We start from the raw sequence: 16,630 nt of genomic DNA on the forward strand, positions 1-16,630 counted from the left end.
TCTATATCATTCTATTATGACATCAATATAATCTGTTCAGTTCCTTTCTCCAGCCAGACTTTCCTGAATCCAATCAGTTTCCGCCGTTCCTCATTCTCAAACTGCAGCACCGAATACCAGGTATCATAATTGCCGCAATTCATAACCTTCACCGTATTGGAATCCAGCCATTCCTCCTGAATCTCAGAATAAGTCAGCCCATAACCAAACGGATACAGCGGCCGCCCTTCATAAAACCGATAAGTACGGTTTTTCATGGAATAATCTTCAAAAGCAGGAACATCCTCCAGCGTTCGATAAAAGGTGACCGGCAGCCGGGCGCTTGGTGAAACGTCGCCAAACAAAATGTCCGCCAGCGCATTGCCTCCCTCTGCTCCCGGATAGAAGCACTGAATAACGGCTGCACAGTTTTGATCCGGTTCTGACAAATTGATACAGCTGCCCGAGACATTGACAAAAATCACCGGCTTTCCGCATTTCACAATCGCATCCAACAGCTGCTGCTGCGATTTCGGCAATTCGATATCCTTTTTATCACCTCCCCGATCCCCGTTAAAGGCATCGCCTTCCTCCCCCTCCATGGAAGGATTCAGACCCATAAACATAATCACCACGTCACTCCGCCGGGCTGCGAGAACCGCCTCTGCAAGCGGGTGTTCCTCCCAGTCATTTACCTTATCCTTAGAGATATGGCAGCCTTTGGCATAATACACCGCCGCCTCCGTGTGATCCTGAATCCCCTTCAGAAATGTTGTATAGTTGGCTGGGGTGCCATGATAATTACCCAGCAAAACACTCTTATCATCACTATTAGGACCGATGACCGCGATCAATTTGATATCTTTTAACGGCAAAATCCCGTCATTCTTTAATAACACGATGCTTTCCTGAGCCATTTTCCGGTTTAATGCCTGATGCTCCTCGCATTCCACAACGGAATATGGAATCTTGTCATACTCACAATCATCAAACATCCCCAGGCGGAACCGTGCTGTAAACAGGCGCTCCGCTGCTTCTGTAACCGTCTCTTCACCAACCAGCCCCGAACTCACCGCCGTCAGCAGCCAGCGGTAAGCATCGCCGCAGTTTAACTGACATCCGTTATTTAACGCCAGAGCCGCACTTTCCGCTTCATTGTTTGTCACACCATGATTCCGGTTGATATCACAGATTGCACCGCAGTCCGATACCACATAACCGTCAAAACCAAATTCGCCGTATAAAATATCCATCAACAAGGTTTCACTGGCGCAGCAGGGTTCCCCATTGACCCGGTTATAGGCCCCCATCACCGCACTGGGATCTGCGTGTTCGATACAATACCGAAATGCCCACAGATACGTTTCATACAACTCCTTCTCATCCACCCGTGCATCAAAGCTGTGCCGCTCTGCTTCGGGCCCACTGTGAACTGCATAATGCTTGATCGTTGCATCCAGCTTCCGGTGAACGCCATCGCCCTGTAGGCCTTTGATAAATGCCGTCCCAAGAACACCGGTCAGCAAGGGATCTTCGCCATATGTTTCGTGGCCTCGCCCCCATCTGGGATCTCTGAAAATATTGATATTAGGCGACCAGAATGTCAGCCCCTGATACACTTCCGTTTCTCCCATCTTCCTGTACTCATTGTACTTTGCCCGCGCCTCATCTGAGATCGCCTGCGCCACCTCATAAAGCCGGTCTTCATGAAAGGCGGCTGCCATCCCGATCGGCTGGGGAAATACGGTGGCCGCACCAGCTCTGGCAACGCCATGAAGACACTCATTCCACCAATTATAAGCCGGAACCCCCAGCCGTGGAATGGCTGGGGCATCATATTTCAACTGGGCTGTTTTTTCCGCCAATGTCATCTGTGACACCAGCGCCCTGGCCCGCGCTTTAAAATCCAAATCCATATCCATATCTGTCAATTCCCTTTCCACATGTATTGGGTTCACCAAAACAGGAACATTTACCTCCCGTTCGTTTATGCATAGCTTACTATAACGGGAGGTAAAATTCTTTATCCTATGAATGTCTTTTTTTTACTTTTTATTGTTTTATTACATGGGTCATGGCCATATAACCTCGCCATTCTGGTTAATTGTTTTAAGAATTTTCATCAGTTAACTCCTTATCTGTTTTTTAGGATGATTATAAAAAACTTCCTGCCCGGCAGCCTTTTTTCTTTTCTGCTGCCAGGCAGATTAGGATATTCAGAATATTTTTACCGTTATATTTTGTAATGGTATCATTATCTATATCACAAATACGATTTGTGATTTTATCTAAAAAGGCAAAGTCATGTGACACTATCATAAAAGCATTTTCCAATCTTGATAAATAATCGGCAAGCCATGAAATGTGTTCTTTATCCAAAAAGTTTGTTGGTTCATCAAGCAAAAAAACATCGGGTTTTTCCAGAAGTAATTTTGCTAAAATTACCTTGGCACGCTGACCTCCGCTCATTTGCTCAATCGGACGGTCAAGACCAATAGCAAGCAATCCCAATCCGTTTGCTACTTGTTCGATATGTGTATCAATCGAATAAAAATCATGCCTTTCAAGTTCTTCCTGAAGTTTAGCTGCACGTTCCAGGTATCTCATATCGCCGTTTGCGGCCATCTCATATAATACACTCATTTCATTTTCAATTCCATATAGTCTTGAAAAGGCTGATTTCAAAAATTCTTTCATAGTTAAGCTATGGTCTATTTCCGCATACTGGCTGAGATAACCGACAGAGATATTGGACTGCCAGATAATTCGTTAATTTCTAGTAAACTCATGTTAATCAAAATCCTTTCATTTTTGTTGTTAAATTAGCAACCATGTATAAAAACACAAAAAGGCAGAAGACAATACACACAAGTGTATTTGCCTTCTGCCTCTCAGTTCTATATAAACCGATATTTTAAAAGCAAAAGGCTATGGACAAAAACATTGCCTATAGCCTTTTATACGCTAAGTTTACACACGGAAAGAAGCAATAGCATACCAAAATCAGTATGAATATTGCCCTGCTTTCCAATGAAATCTTAATGCGTCATCTATACGCTATACTCTGTACAATGTTTCATCGGTGTGAATTGTACAGAGTTGAGTTTCTTTACAAGTTGATTTGTCAAATAGAAGTTCATATTATTCTCTCCTTTACTGAAACGCAATCGTTATACCACAGCATTTTGGTACTGCCAATTTTCAGTCTGCTAACATCTTTTTTTACGATTTTATTCTATGTCAAATCCAGTTACCCCAAGTCTTTTACACAGCCGCACTGCTATCACTTTACTTGTGCTCTTTTACTCTGCTCTCAATACCGGCATGTATTTATATAAAGCTTCAGCTATTCCATCTTCATCATTCGATGTAGTAACATATTGAGCTATATTTTTCAGTTCCTGGACAGCATTTTCCATTGCAACACCTATTCCAGTGTACTGAATCATAGAGATATCGTTCATTCCATCTCCAAATCCAATCATCTGCTCCTGGACAAATCCCATTGGCTTCAGCACAGTATCCAAAGCCTTGGCTTTATCGATCCCCTTTGCCGTATATTCAAAATAGAAATCTGCTGTAAACATACAACTTAGAGTCTCCTTAAACGGATCCATCATGTCTTTATAATGTTCCTGAAGGTAAGAAGGATCCCCGGCCGTCAATATTTTATTTACTTTATAATCCAGAAATTCAGACAAATCCTCTTTTTCACAAAGCAAATAGCCTCCGCCTCTTGATTCATATTCAATGATGTTAATTAATTTGCCTTTCCATTGTATTGGGTCTGCGTAAACATTATTTACATACATATAATCATCCTTATCTATCATCGGATAAACATTAAATTTCTTTAAGTGTTCTAAAACCGCTTTTCCTTCTGCCAGACTCAATGGTTCATTGAAAAGAGTTTCCATGGTTTCATAATCAATCACTTTGCTGCCATTATAAGCAACAAACAATCCATGGTGCTGATCCATTTCTAACTCTTTTCCTAACCGAAACAATCCTGTTGTGGGTCTTCCGGAAGCAAGAACAAGTTTCACCCCAGCCGACTGTGCCTTTAGTAATGCTTCCTTAGTTTTAACGGTAATCATCTTTTCACTGTTAAATAGTGTTCCATCAACATCCATAATAATTACTTTAATTTCACTCATCCTATTACCCCTCTATTTCGTTTTATGATATAACATAGTAAAAGCGCAAATGAATTACAATAAAAATTGCATATTTCGACATGACAATCGTATTTTATCCAGTAAAAGACGCAATGCATATGACATATATTTGTATACTAAAAAATAAATCCGAATTCGGGAGGCAGGACCTGTAATGCACATCCATATGTCAATAAAATATCAGAAACAGGTAGGCTTATAACCATAAAAATCCGAAAAATAGGGCTGTCATACCACTGATTTTTCATCATTGATGTGACAGCCATTCTCATCATTCTGATTGTTAAAACGTATTTGCATTTGACTGTATCACTTTCTGATACACGGTTTTCTTATTTAAGAAGGATATCCTTCTTATCAAGAATCGCTACTGCAGATGCACAAGCAGGACAATCACAATATTTCGCTCCGGCAGACTTGATTTCCTTTGCATGTGCCGCGATATTCTTAGCAGTGTCCGCTCCGAAAACATGAATTCCAGTATCCGATTCTGCAAAACCGATTAAACCGTCAATCGGTATAATATCTGCCTCCAGTTCATCAATATACTTTTTTGTTTCTGCGGCTTCCTTTTCAGTTCCAATAGCGTCCAACCAGGTTTGGGCTGCTGCTTTTGCCTCACTGCTGCAAGATGACGCATTCATTAATTCGTGTGTTTTTTCAACAGCATAATTTAATACTTCTTTGTCCATAATTGATATACCTTCTTTCTTCTGGAATTTTTCTATATTTTACCATAATCAATCAGACTTTGCAATTTAAAGACACATAACTCTATTTTCATGTACTCAATCATCTATACGAACCACAGTATCAAGCAGTCTGTATTTGGTTTTTCTAACTACCCTCCCAAAGCTTCTCCTTTTACTATCCCACCAATATCTTATCCCCAGAGTACCCCGGCTATTCAGTTCAACCCCCCCCCCGGTCATTAAGTGAAAATAAACTTTATTAATCTCCACTCTCCTGCCCTTTCATGGCTGCTTTATGAACTTTATTCTGCAGGAATGGTTTCATTCATTATGGAGTAAAGTTTATTTTTCAAAATGGTACTAAACCACATAATGCTTATCAATATGCAAAATTGTATTTAAAAGTACATTAGCCCCTTTTAAGCAGTTTTCTACTGGAGTATATTCGATCTCACAATGGCTATGCCCGCCTACACTTGGTACAAATATCATGGTAGTTGGAACCAGATCTATAGCAAACTGCGCATCATGACCAGGACCGCTGTATATTCTCCCATTGGAATAGCCGCATTCCTGTGCACTTATTTCCACATAATCAACCAGTTCGGCAGTAAAGCTCACGGTCTTGCGTGACCATGCTTCCTCATAGGCCACTTTGCATTGCTCCACAACCCTTGGAATTCTTTTAATAACTGCAAGCACCTGTTTGATCACTTCGGGATCCTGATGTCTCGCATCCAGGGTAATTTTTACTTCATCCGGTATTATGGTGTGAATGTTGGGATGGGCAGAAATTTTTCCAGTGGTATAAACCAATTTGCTGTCTAACCGGTCCAGCTCATCATGGAGATATTGAATGGTTTTTACCGCTGCATAAAGAGCATCCTTACGGTATTTCATAGGTGTTGTTCCTGCGTGACCTGCCTGCCCGGTAAATGTAAATTCGAAATTGATCATACCGCAGACACCTTCTACAACTCCAATATCTATTCCTTCTGCTTCCAGTACCGGGCCCTGTTCAATATGAAGTTCCACCAGAGCCTTTGTTTTAGACGGATCCAGCCGGTTTTCTTCCTTTCCTTTAAACCCGCTTTTTTCCAAAGCCTCTCCGAAGGTATACCCTGGAATGTCTTTTGCCTGTGAAGCCAGCATGGTTTCCTTGTTAAATTTTCCACAAATAACACCGGAAGACATCATTGCCGGTTCAAATCTGGCGCCTTCTTCGTTGGTCCATACAATAACCGTAATCGGATGCCTGTGAGGTATTTTTTCTTTTACTATGGTTTCTGCCACTTCCATTGCTGTTAAGACACCCAGAATCCCATCGTAATTCCCGCCCTGCCGTACGGAATCCATATGGGAACCTGAGACAATGGCAGGTAAATCTTCTGTTCCGGCAATGGTTGCATATATATTTGCCATATCGTCTGTTGCGATGGAGGCACCGATTGCCTCCATGCGCTTAACGAATTCTTTTCTTGCGGCTAAAGCTTCTTCCGATAAGGAAAATCTGGTAATTCCACCCTTTCCCGTATCTCCAAACCGGCTGAAAGTTTTAATCTTATCTTCCATTCTTTCATAATTGCACTGAATCATGTTATTTACCTCCTTTTATGTACTTCACAGATTTTATATAACTATATAGAATGCAATCTCGTGCTTCTTTCCAAGTTGATAAGCTGCATAATCTATACTCCGTTTAAAGTTCGGTTTTTCTGCTATTTCAAGATATTTCAGCAAATTAATGAACATGATATACTTCCATTGACAACTTTGAAAAAACCGAAAAAAGTTTCATATTTCATTTGCTCTATTATCTGTTTTTAATTATGAACTCTATTTTCTTTATGCCCACAATTCATAAAGTGCTCATAATATTTTTTAAAGTCATCCCCATATGTTGCCTCTAAATCAGGGTTGTTGTCTTTATATGTCATTACGTCAAAGTCACTACATCCTTTACGTCCTTCTGCCATACCACAAATAACAAAATGCTCCAGTAATTTTTGTTGATCACTTCCCACCGTAGTTTGCACATCCGAATTATTATTATAATAGAATGTTGAATCAAATACCAAATTATAATCTTCAACATTTAAAGATGGCTCTGCTTTCTTTTCCAGTGTTGATGTTGAACCAGAGGTTTGCTTAGAAGAAGATGCTCCATTACCATTTTCATAAGGACACACACCGTTTGAGTGTAAATGAGCTGGATAACCGTGGTGATAATGATAACTGCCCAAACCACTTTTGTTTTTATAATCGTGATGTCCGCCTTGGGAATCTGTTCGTTCCGAATGGGCTTGTGCAATTATAACACCGCCAGAATACCTTGTTTCCGCCGATCCAATTATCAGGATCGCAGCAATAAATAAAGTGATTCTTTTGACTTTCTTTACCCAAAATCCCAGCCTCCTCCTTATAACTTCTGTCTCCATACATTACTTCCCCCGTTTCTATTTTTATAAGTAATATCATAACATAAGGTGGAATATATTACAAATTTTGAATTGAAATTGATTGACCAAAAAGTGTTGGATTCATGTGCTATTCTTTTTTCCTTTACACACTCATTTAATTCCTCTTTATACACGGAAAGCAGAACATAAAATGGGCTGTGGTTTTAAAGAAAGACGGTGAAAAGTACTCAAGAAGCACTCTCCACCGCCACGCTTAAAATAAGCCTTTATTAAATCAATCATCCTATAATCTAATTCCCCGAAAACAATGTGGAGCTCAGTTTCCTGTATTGCCCATAGAACCTGTCATAACATTCATGCTTATTCTCCTCAGGCCTGGCCACACACATCATTCGCCCTTTGAGTTCCTGTTCAAGACAGATTGGGGAGGGAAACACTTCCACTGACATCCCTGCCAAGAGAGCTGCGCCAGCGGCAGCTTGCTGCTCAAACGGGCCAGTATATACAGGAAGCTGTAGGATATCCGCAATTATCTGCATCCAGAACGGACTGGCCGAAGCTCCACCTGAGAGGACTATCATATTACCATCGACTCCCTGTTCCAAAAGCATTTCACGGTACTCTCTGATACGGAAGACAATTCCTTCCAGACAGGCGTGTATTATATCAGCCGCAGTGGTGGTCAGGCGGATTCCATAGAAGTTTCCCTGAAGTTCCTCTCTCCCCCTCTCACCATTCAGAAAAGGAAGGAATGTAACACCGTTGCTGCCTGGTACGGATTTTTCTGCCATATCCGTGAGTGTTCTATAGGGAATCCCGGGATACCAGGTGTTTCTCAACCATTTAAAAACCCCTCCGCCGTTATATCCCGTACCTGTCATGCTGAAATATCCACCCACAGGGTGGGCAAACAGATACAGTTCCCTACAAGAGAATTCAGATGGAACACCCACAACCCCGGATATCTGGCAGGAAGTCCCTATATTCACACTCAGGGTTCCAGGCGAAAATATACCGTTACCCAGTAGCTGCATTCCATGGTCACCGCTCCCGCATATAACCGGTATTCCCTGTTTCAACGTTTCTAACTCCGCCTGCGTGTCTCCGGCAACCTGCTCCGACGGAACTACCGGCGGGAACAGGCCTGCATCAATCCCAAGCCGCTCCAAAAGCTGGAGATCCCATTCCATAGTTTCCAGGTTCAGGGCTCCGCTTCCCACTGCATCTCCTGGTTCCGTACAGAAAACACCTGTCATTTTCCATACCAGATAATCTTTAGGCATCATGACACGGCGTATTCTGTGGAATAGCTCCGGCTGGTTCTGCTTAATCCATAGAAGTGATGCCAGCATGAATCCGCTGGCTGTCCGGTTATATATCCTCCGTCCAAGTTCTTCAATGACAGAACATATTTCATCGGCTTGGGCAGTGCTTCTCTGGTCGCACCAAAGAATAGCCTCATCCAGGACATCCCCATGTTCATCGGCCATCACCAGTCCATGCATCTGCCCTGAAAATCCTACCCCGGCCACCTTGGAGCAATCCAGTCTCCTCAGGCAAGTCTCCATGGTCTTATACCACTCTGCCGGATTCTGTTGAGCAAAGCCTTTTTGAGGAAGATGGATATCATACTCCTCAAGACATTCGTCCACAATCCTCAAACTGCTATCCATTAACGCTGCCTTCATCCCTGAAGTACCAAGGTCAATCCCCAGTGTATACATGTCCGTGCCTCCCATCAATGCCTATAAACCAAACGCCACGGAAAGCGCCGCATAGTATCCGATGGCATTCTTAAGCTTAGCCGGTACAATCTGGCACTGTTCGGCTGAGCGCATCAATGCTTCCTTACGGATAACTACTTCCATCTCCGGGCGGATAAATGCTTCACACCTCTGGAAAATGCTCCCTATTACAATCATTTCCGGGTTCAGTACATCTATTAGAAGTGCCAGCCCCCGTCCCAGATAGTGTGCGCTGGTCTCCAGTATCTCACAGGCCAGAGGATCGCCAGCCTCTGCTGCCAGCCCTATATGCTTTGCAGTCAATTGTTCCAGCCCTCCAGCTTCTTCAAGAAGCTCTGGACGTTCTCCAAGCTGAAGCCTCTCCAGAATTTTTATTTTCCCAAGCTGAAGCAGTCCGCCGCCGCTGCAAAAGCCTTCCAGGGAACCAGACTTGCCGTAACCCACAGGACCGTTCTCTGACATACGGACATGGCCTACTTCACCAGCCATGTCATTGGTTCCGTGATACAGTCTGCCATCCAGAATTAACCCGGCACCCAGCCCTGTTCCGAAGGTAAGGAATATCACATTTCTTTTTCCCCGGGCAGCCCCAAACTTCCACTCTGCCAGGGCGCAGGCATTGGCATCATTCTGAAGATATACAGGCACTTTGAAGCGATTCTTCAATAGCTCCACAATGGGGACCTGATCCCAGCCCACAAGATTAGGCGGACTTAAAATGACTCCCTTCTGATAATCCAGAGGCCCGCCGCAGCTTATTCCGATTCCAATCAGGTTTACAGGTTCTATTCCTCTGTCAGCCAACAGAGTCTCCGTTACGTTTATGATATGATTTATTGTTTCCTGCCAGCTATTGTGGGATTTCGTCTGGAAGCACCGGCGTTCGATAATAAAGTCATCCTCACAGGAATCAGGTATTTCTCCCTTTCCAAGGACAACGGCACATTTAGTGCCCCCGATGTCAATTCCAACTGCGTATCTTTTATCTGTTTTTCTATTCATTCTTATCCCACTCCATGAAATTTACCTTTTTTACCTCACTGCCCTGATCCGCAACATAAAAGCTTTGTATCTCGTAGGGGCTGAATACCAGCTTCTGCGCAAACTTTATCATTGGAATCTCAATCAGTGCTCTGGCCTCCCGGCCCTCTGTCTCATAAAAACGCACCACGGTTCCGCAACCATCCTGGGCCCGTTTAAACGCAGATAATACTACATGGCTGCAGTTGCAGACAATCCCGTTGTAACGCTGTGGGAGATTACCTGGATGACATGACTGGGGAACCAGTGTCATCGGCTGGTTCATCATAAGAGCCTTTCTCACAGCGCTGGACGCCTGCCAATTTTCTTTGTGGGGAGCCATTTCATACGTAAATGTCTGTTTTCCCTGATCCACATAGGATACCTGCTCCCCTTCCTCTATTTGATATGGATGGTGATGTACAAAAGCAGGGCTGCGAAGAACCGTAATATAGTAGCTGGATCCGTCCAGGGCACCACTGCTTTTGCTGTCTGTCAGAAAACACAATCCTGATTCGGTACAGTCCCCCTTCTGTCTTCCGGAAACATCACTCCAAACCAGCATGGGCTGCTCTTCTCCATCGGCTGCCCGTTCCTGAATCCCAAAGGGAACCTGGCAGGTACAGGTGCAGTCCATAAGATTGAGAGGAAACTGCAGCTTCAGGCACTTATTCTGCTCACGCCAGTCCACAGTGCACAGAACCTTCAGGCTGTCACTTCCCTGTTCCAGAGTAAAACGCTGTTCCAGATATGACTTTTCATAACTCCACTGAATGACAAGCGTACTCCGTACCGGTCCGTTTTCCGCATAAAACATCCGGTCTGCATGGTATCTTCCGCACAGATCATCAAATCGAAAGACTCCGTGTCCCCAAGTATCGGATTCATCCGTAAACACAACAGGAGATCCGGCACCGCCTTCCATGTACTCCAAGTTCTGGTTTTTGTCATAAAATGAAACCATGGCGCCTTCCCTGCCGTCAAACACAATGCGCAGCCTGTCATTTTCCAACACAGCCCTTTCCATGCAATTCTCTCCACATACTTTTTTCCACCTGGAAACACCCGGAATTCCCTGCCACTCCCCGCCTTTTTGCACAATACGGTAAGTTTCATAACCAAAAGCCCCCACGGAAGCCTTAAACGCAATCCTGGTCCGGTTGGGAATCTTTGCCTCGGGGTTTATGAACTGATAGTCAGCCAATTCACCTTTGCTGTTTTTTACTTCCAGATACTGATCAAGCGGGTCATTAGAAAAAAATCCGGTTTCAAATTCTACTGTCTGGCAACAGGGAAATGAGTGGGGATTGAACACCACTACAGGAATCATCTTCTCTTCGAAAGGAATATCCACAGCAAAGGATAGCCTTTGGAGCGCCCTGTTCTCATTCCTGGCAGCTATAGAACGGCTTTCACCCAGTTGAATCCACACATCCTCATATGCCCGTTCAATGGCAGAACCTGCCAGGGTGTCATGGAATTGATTGAATAACAGGTTTTTCCATGCCCTGGTAAAATCCTCCTGCCTCGTGGCATCCAGGAGCCCACGTTCCATTTCACAATACTTTTCTGCTCTCAGAAGCTCATGCTCCGTCTTGCGGTTCCATTCCTTCATTTTAGATACCACGCTGTAGCATCCGCTGGCGTGGTGCTGCAATTCACCATGAACCACAGGCCAGTCTTTCTGTTCCTCACGGCATGAATCAAAATAACCCTTGGGGCTGTCAAATACCAGACGTACACGATCTTCATCCTCAGCCTGCTCCATGATGCGGCGGATTGTTTCAATGTTTTCAATCGTAGGACCGCCTCCGTGGTTTCCTACCCCGTAAAAGCATATGCAGTGGTCTGAATAGGAGTCAAATTCTTTTTTACAGTCATCGATATGGCTCTCCAGATTCCCAAAGGTACAGTATGTAAAAGGAATGCGGAATGCCGCCACACGTGATCCATCTTTAGACTCCCATATAAAATTCCTTCCCGGAAGTTCCTTTTCAGAAGGGCCCGGACGCATAAAAACATAGGAATCCATTCCTGCCTGACGCAGCAAGGCCGGCATATTTCCGTTGTGCCCAAAGCTGTCGACATTGTAACCAACCGTGGAGATGGTTCCGAAGCGTGATTTGAAATAATTCTGTGAAATCAAGGCATGGCGGACATAGGACTCACCATCCGGCAGATTACAGTCAGGCTGTACCCACCAGCCTCCACATATGATCCAGCGGCCCTGCTTCACATATTTCCTGATTCGTTCAAACATTTCCGGTTCCATCTCTTCTATCCACTCATAGAACTGTGCTGAACTGGAGGTAAATACCACATCCTCAAATTCCTCCAGACGTTCTATTGCCGAATACAGGGTCGCCATATTTTCATGGCTTCCTTCCCTCCAATCCCAGAGCCATACCGGATCCAAATGGGCATTGCCAATCATGTGCAGTTTCTTCATTTTCGTCCTCCTTAAAACTGTCAATTGTGTTTTAGCCCTTGGCAGCTCCACTCATGGAAAAGCCCTGGGACATATATTTCTGGGACAGCCCATAAAGTATGAATACAGGCATCATATACAATACGGAATAGGCTGCTAACTGGCCATAAACCACTGCACCTCTTTGGCCGAAAAACCGGTAGATATTGACCGCTGCCGGCAGCTTATTATTGGACTGAAGCAGTATAAAAGGAACAAAGAAATTCCCCCAACTGCCAATAAAGGTAAACATGGCAACAGTAAATATTCCCGGAAGCATCAGCGGAATAATTACCTTTACAATACTTGTAATAGCCGAAGCGCCATCCGTCCAGGCTGCTTCTTCCAACTCTATGGGAACATTGTCCAGGAAATTCTTCATCATCCAGATACCGTAGGGAAGAGCGGAGGATGACAGGAATATAATGGCGCCAAGGGTACTGTCTACCAGGCGTATTCCTATGAACAACTGGTACACGGGAACCATCACCGCAGTTATGGGAATGGATGTGAGGAACAGCATGGCCATTGTAATCTTTTGTCCGTGTTTTAACTCATATCTGGACAGAGGATATGCGGCCAGTATAGAACATACAAGCACAATGCATGTCTGTGAAACGGAGATAACCGCACTGTTAAAAAAACTCTGCTGGTTCCTGGTATCCAGAACCACTGCCTTGAAATTCTCAAGGCTGATATGGCCCGGCACCTTAAATGCCTGGGTGGCTGTCAGATCCAGAGAGGCAAACAGAAGCCACAACAGAGGAAGCAGAAAGCATGTCCCTATAAAAATCAATACCAGATAGGGAATCCACTGGTCAATACGTTTCATGATTATCTTCATATGACTTATCCCTCCTTAATTGTTAGCTTTAATCAGCTTTGTGTACACAAGGCTGAAGATTACGCCAATGACAAGAATCAACAGGGCAATTGCCATACCATAGCCAATCTGATACGCACTGAATGCCTTCTGGTACATGTAAATGGATAGTGTGGTACTGGACATGCCCGGCCCGCCTCCTGTCATTCCGAATATAAGGCCAAAAGCCCCCAGGGTAGAAAGGGTTACGATGACAAATGTGGTAGCCATGGTATTCTTGATCATTGGAAGGGTAATCCTCGTTAAAATAGCCCATTTACCTGCCCCATCAATCTTTGCGGCCTCCACCACATCATCTGATATACTGTCAAGGGATGCCTGGAACATCATCATGGAATAGGCGGAACCCTTCCAGATATTTGCAATCACTACGCTGACCATTGGAAAGGAGAACAGCCAAACCACGGGTTTCAGTCCCAATGCCCCAAGCAGATGGTTCGCTGTTCCGCTTTCGTGGAAAAAGGCACTGAACATAAATGCACATACAATTTCCGGAGTAATCCACCCGGCAATTACTGTGAACCCCACAAAGCTGCGGACAAACCTATTTTTCTTTTTCATCAGGTAAGCAATAATAAATCCCAGACATTGCTGCCCGATGATACCGGAAAAAAACAAAAACACGATTGTGTTAAAAAGGATCTTTCCGATTTTTGGGTCCTTGAAAATTTGGGTGAAATTGGAAAATCCAACAAAATGTGTGCTCGCTGCCTGACTTCCGGTCAGTGTCAGATTGGTCATGGAGAACATGACCGTCATAAACATGGGGCCGATAAAAAACATAGCCAGCAGCAAAATCGAAGGGCTGAACATGGCGGCCGCCTTTAACTGCTTTCCCCTGCTTTCCGTTCCTCTCATTTTCCTTGCCATACTTGAAGTCCCTTTCTTCCTGCGCCTCAAAAAGCGCCCTGCATACATTCCGCTATTTTTCAGGGCGGATTTTAATCCGCCCCTCATGCTATCCTTATTTTACAAGAACTTTGTCTTCCCCTACAGTAGCCTTAAGTTGGGTTTCAAAGCTGTTAATGGCATCGTCTACAGACATACCGGTCATAGCCACATTTTCTATCATCTCTGTGTACAGGGGTGTAACAGAAGAATATCCTTCCACTGTGGGGCGAAAATGTCCATACTGCAGCATATCAGTGGTCTCTTTTGGCAGTGCCATCTTCTGGTTCTTGTATTCCTCGCTTTCCAAGACATCCTTCCGGACTGCCAGATCCCCGTTAGTTAAGGAAAATTTGGCCTGCTGTTCCTTGGAGGCGATGAATTTAAGGAATTTCATGGCTCCTTCTTTATTGTTGGCATTTTTCGGAATAGCCCAGGTCCAGCCGCCGCACATGGTAGTGTAGCCCTCCCCGCTTCCAGCCACTGTAGGAAGTTTGGCAAAGCCCAGTTGTTCCAGAGCTTCCGGCCACTCATAATCCTTTCCTTCTCCCCATTTATTCAGGATCCAATGTCCGGAGAAAAGCATTCCCAACTGGTGATTTTTGAACATTTGGCTCTGAAATATGGATTCTACATTGTTGGTAGTCACCAGACTTAAGGAAGGTCCGATCCCGCGCACATGAAACACATCATTTACAAATCCCAGGGTAGTGGTAAGAGCCGTCTTATCAACCACCCACTTTCCTTCTTTCTCATCATAAAGTTCCGCCCCGGTTCCCGAATACAGGCTCTGGAATGTCCTCATAGAAGTTTCTTCCGGTGTTGTTTTAGAAGCATACATAAAAATAGGTGTGATATCATCTCCCAGAGTCTTTATCTTTTCGCCCGCTTCCAGGATTTCGGCCCATGTTTTTGGTTCAAATGGTACAGGAAGTCCTGCCTGCTTAAACAGTTCCTTGTCATACCAGATGCCCTGTGTATCTGTTGAGAATGGCACTGCATACTGTTTTCCGTCACTTCCTTTAGCGCCATCAATAATTGCTTCCTCAAACTGCGACCAATCTTCCCAGTCTTTCAGCCTGTCGTCCAGGGGTTCCAGATAACCGGCCGCCGCATCTGACTTAAGCATAAAACCATCCTCGGAGAAAATGTCCGGAGCTGTCTGGGATGACTGAAGCATCATGGTGATTTTTGTATACATATCTTCACCGCTGGCAATCTCAATCAGCTCCACGTTGGCATCAGGATTAGCCTTTTTGTAATCTGCTACAAGCTGGCTGCCCCAATCCGACCACCAGGCAGGAATAGCAAACTTAACTGTATTCTCCGCAGCCGCCCCTGCGGAGCTATCTTTCTTTGCCCCTCCACATGCAGTCAGACTTGCAGCCATGACTGCCGTACAGGTAAATAACGCCGCTCTTTTTAATAAGTTTCTTCCCTTCATCATCAATATCCTCCTCATTAATATTTGAAAAAATATTCTTCCAGCATCAAACACAGGGTATGGTAAACCGGAAGATGAAGCTCCTGAATCCTATAAGTCTCATTTTCCGGAACAGCCATTGTTACATCAGCCACACGGCTCATAATTCCGCCTTCGCTTCCAGTCATGGCAATGGTTTTCATTCCCTTTGCCTTTGCTACTAACATAGCGTACAGAACGTTAGCTGCATTGCCGGAAGTAGAAATTCCCAGGAAAACATCTTCCCTTTTTCCAAGGACGTAGAGCTGCTGAGCAAACCCCATGGTACCCTCCACATCATTTAAATAGGCTGTTGAAAGGGCAGAGTGCCCTGTAAGCGTCAATGCTGCAAGTCCGCCCTGCAGCCCAGCCGCAAGCTTTTCCCAGTATTCCGGGGCAGCTTCCTTCAACTCCTTCACAAATTCATCTGGTACAGGCCGCCGCTTCACAAACCCTTTCATCAGCTCTCCCACAATGTGTTCACTGTCTGCACAGCTTCCCCCATTTCCGGCTATGAGAAGTTTTCCACCGTTTTCATAGCTGCCTTTTATAGTTGCAAAGGCCGTCAAAAGGGAATCTGTTATATGATCTAACGTCGGATACCTCTCTGCCAATTCCTCAAGATGCTTCAGTACTTCCATTCCATGCCCCCCTTCTTTTATAAAAAGAGTATACCATTCGCCTGTGAGTTGGTCAATTTATTTTACTATCATTTTTTATTTTTGTCATATATCGCTATTTTAAAAATATATTTTTGTGCAATATAGTGTTTTTATACCTGTATTTTAGAGATATAATAAAATCTTTTTATTTTTAAATCTTTTTTTCTGCTTTCTTTTTTCTTTTTTATTTGATATACTAAAAACAATTTACCAATTCATTAAGGCTCTTCCTGC

At 44.1% G+C, this 16,630-nt stretch carries 12 protein-coding genes and 1 pseudogene; all 13 read right to left on the reverse strand.

The genetic code is table 11. From position 1 onward, the window contains the following. Positions 1-14: 14 nt before the first annotated feature. The 13 genes and pseudogenes from ACYVD3_RS09450 to ACYVD3_RS09510 all read right to left on the reverse strand — a co-directional run bounded on the left by ACYVD3_RS09450 (position 15) and on the right by ACYVD3_RS09510 (position 16,375). Positions 15-1,937, reverse strand: coding sequence for a glycoside hydrolase family 3 C-terminal domain-containing protein (locus ACYVD3_RS09450; RefSeq protein ID WP_460642390.1), 1,923 nt, complete (start codon positions 1,935-1,937; stop codon positions 15-17). Between the two features lie 271 nt (positions 1,938-2,208). Next, a pseudogene (locus ACYVD3_RS09455) lies at positions 2,209-2,745 on the reverse strand (ATP-binding cassette domain-containing protein); the annotation flags it as partial. A gap of 536 nt (positions 2,746-3,281) precedes the next feature. Then, entirely contained in the window at positions 3,282-4,136 is an 855-nt protein-coding gene (locus tag ACYVD3_RS09460) for a Cof-type HAD-IIB family hydrolase (RefSeq protein WP_460642259.1), read from the reverse strand. Between the two features lie 353 nt (positions 4,137-4,489). Beyond that, the gene (locus ACYVD3_RS09465) at positions 4,490-4,849 is read right to left on the reverse strand and encodes a molecular chaperone Hsp90 (protein ID WP_460642260.1); all 360 of its coding nucleotides are present in this window, start codon (positions 4,847-4,849) and stop codon (positions 4,490-4,492) included. Between the two features lie 360 nt (positions 4,850-5,209). Continuing rightward, positions 5,210-6,445, reverse strand: coding sequence for an allantoate amidohydrolase (locus tag ACYVD3_RS09470; protein ID WP_460642261.1), 1,236 nt, complete (start codon positions 6,443-6,445; stop codon positions 5,210-5,212). 227 nt (positions 6,446-6,672) lie between these two features. Continuing rightward, positions 6,673-7,287 carry a hypothetical protein gene (locus ACYVD3_RS09475; RefSeq protein WP_460642262.1) on the reverse strand — a complete coding sequence of 205 codons (615 nt, stop codon included), beginning with the start codon at positions 7,285-7,287 and terminating at the stop codon, positions 6,673-6,675. Between the two features lie 272 nt (positions 7,288-7,559). Then, a complete protein-coding gene (locus tag ACYVD3_RS09480; RefSeq protein WP_460642263.1) occupies positions 7,560-8,993 on the reverse strand; it encodes a xylulokinase in 1,434 nt (477 codons plus the stop codon). A 21-nt stretch (positions 8,994-9,014) separates the two neighbouring features. Next, on the reverse strand, positions 9,015-10,016 hold the full coding sequence (locus tag ACYVD3_RS09485; protein ID WP_460642264.1) for an ROK family protein: 1,002 nt from the start codon (positions 10,014-10,016) through the stop codon (positions 9,015-9,017). Further along, positions 10,009-12,483, reverse strand: coding sequence for an alpha-mannosidase (locus tag ACYVD3_RS09490; RefSeq protein WP_460642265.1), 2,475 nt, complete (start codon positions 12,481-12,483; stop codon positions 10,009-10,011). The genes ACYVD3_RS09485 and ACYVD3_RS09490 overlap by 8 nt, the downstream gene beginning before the upstream one ends. Before the next feature lie 31 nt (positions 12,484-12,514). Next, the gene (locus tag ACYVD3_RS09495) at positions 12,515-13,345 is read right to left on the reverse strand and encodes a carbohydrate ABC transporter permease (RefSeq protein WP_460642266.1); all 831 of its coding nucleotides are present in this window, start codon (positions 13,343-13,345) and stop codon (positions 12,515-12,517) included. A gap of 15 nt (positions 13,346-13,360) precedes the next feature. Further along, entirely contained in the window at positions 13,361-14,254 is an 894-nt protein-coding gene (locus ACYVD3_RS09500; RefSeq protein ID WP_460642267.1) for a carbohydrate ABC transporter permease, read from the reverse strand. A 94-nt stretch (positions 14,255-14,348) separates the two neighbouring features. Then, the gene (locus ACYVD3_RS09505) at positions 14,349-15,719 is read right to left on the reverse strand and encodes an extracellular solute-binding protein (protein WP_460642268.1); all 1,371 of its coding nucleotides are present in this window, start codon (positions 15,717-15,719) and stop codon (positions 14,349-14,351) included. A gap of 14 nt (positions 15,720-15,733) precedes the next feature. Next, a complete protein-coding gene (locus tag ACYVD3_RS09510; protein ID WP_460642269.1) occupies positions 15,734-16,375 on the reverse strand; it encodes a D-sedoheptulose-7-phosphate isomerase in 642 nt (213 codons plus the stop codon). Between the last annotated feature and the right edge of the window lie 255 nt (positions 16,376-16,630).

It is taken from the genome of Lacrimispora brassicae (assembly GCF_054772055.1).

Excerpts from the sequence above, each read along its gene's own strand:
- ACYVD3_RS09460 (WP_460642259.1), bottom strand. The coding sequence starts at position 4,136 with ATGAGTGAAATTAAAGTAATTATTATGGATGTTGATGGAACACTATTT.
- ACYVD3_RS09465 (WP_460642260.1), bottom strand. The coding sequence starts at position 4,849 with ATGGACAAAGAAGTATTAAATTATGCTGTTGAAAAAACACACGAATTA.
- ACYVD3_RS09470 (WP_460642261.1), bottom strand. The coding sequence starts at position 6,445 with ATGATTCAGTGCAATTATGAAAGAATGGAAGATAAGATTAAAACTTTC.
- ACYVD3_RS09475 (WP_460642262.1), bottom strand. The coding sequence starts at position 7,287 with ATGGAGACAGAAGTTATAAGGAGGAGGCTGGGATTTTGGGTAAAGAAA.
- ACYVD3_RS09480 (WP_460642263.1), bottom strand. The coding sequence starts at position 8,993 with ATGTATACACTGGGGATTGACCTTGGTACTTCAGGGATGAAGGCAGCG.
- ACYVD3_RS09485 (WP_460642264.1), bottom strand. The coding sequence starts at position 10,016 with ATGAATAGAAAAACAGATAAAAGATACGCAGTTGGAATTGACATCGGG.
- ACYVD3_RS09490 (WP_460642265.1), bottom strand. The coding sequence starts at position 12,483 with ATGAAGAAACTGCACATGATTGGCAATGCCCATTTGGATCCGGTATGG.
- ACYVD3_RS09495 (WP_460642266.1), bottom strand. The coding sequence starts at position 13,345 with ATGAAGATAATCATGAAACGTATTGACCAGTGGATTCCCTATCTGGTA.
- ACYVD3_RS09500 (WP_460642267.1), bottom strand. The coding sequence starts at position 14,254 with ATGGCAAGGAAAATGAGAGGAACGGAAAGCAGGGGAAAGCAGTTAAAG.
- ACYVD3_RS09505 (WP_460642268.1), bottom strand. The coding sequence starts at position 15,719 with ATGATGAAGGGAAGAAACTTATTAAAAAGAGCGGCGTTATTTACCTGT.
- ACYVD3_RS09510 (WP_460642269.1), bottom strand. The coding sequence starts at position 16,375 with ATGGAAGTACTGAAGCATCTTGAGGAATTGGCAGAGAGGTATCCGACG.